The sequence below is a fragment of the Candidatus Nanopusillus massiliensis genome, assembly GCF_920984865.1.
This window is the reverse complement of the sequence record NZ_OV100765.1, coordinates 479,845-480,061: the sequence shown is the minus strand read 5'-3', so window position 1 is coordinate 480,061 and position 217 is coordinate 479,845. Positions and strand designations below refer to the sequence as shown.

Genomic DNA, 217 nt, shown 5'->3' with positions numbered 1-217 from the left:
AATGTTAGCAATAAAGGCAGAGAGTGCTAAAGAAGCTTTNGATGATGATGGAAGACCTGCGCAAGTTGAATATAAGTNTGATGGATTTAGGGTTCAAATACATAAGAAAGGAGATCAAATATCTTTATGGCATAGAAGATTGGAAAATGTAACAAAACAATTTCCAGATGTAATAGAATATCCTGAAGAGTGTTTTCCAAATGATAAGGATTTTTTA

1 protein-coding gene is annotated in these 217 nt (G+C 32.1%); it reads left to right on the top strand.

Annotation, left to right across the window (positions count from 1 at the left end):
- Window position 1: 1 nt before the first annotated feature.
- Window positions 2–217 (top strand): ATP-dependent DNA ligase (locus LUA84_RS03385; RefSeq protein ID WP_457913297.1); only part of this gene is annotated, 216 nt, incomplete at its 3' end.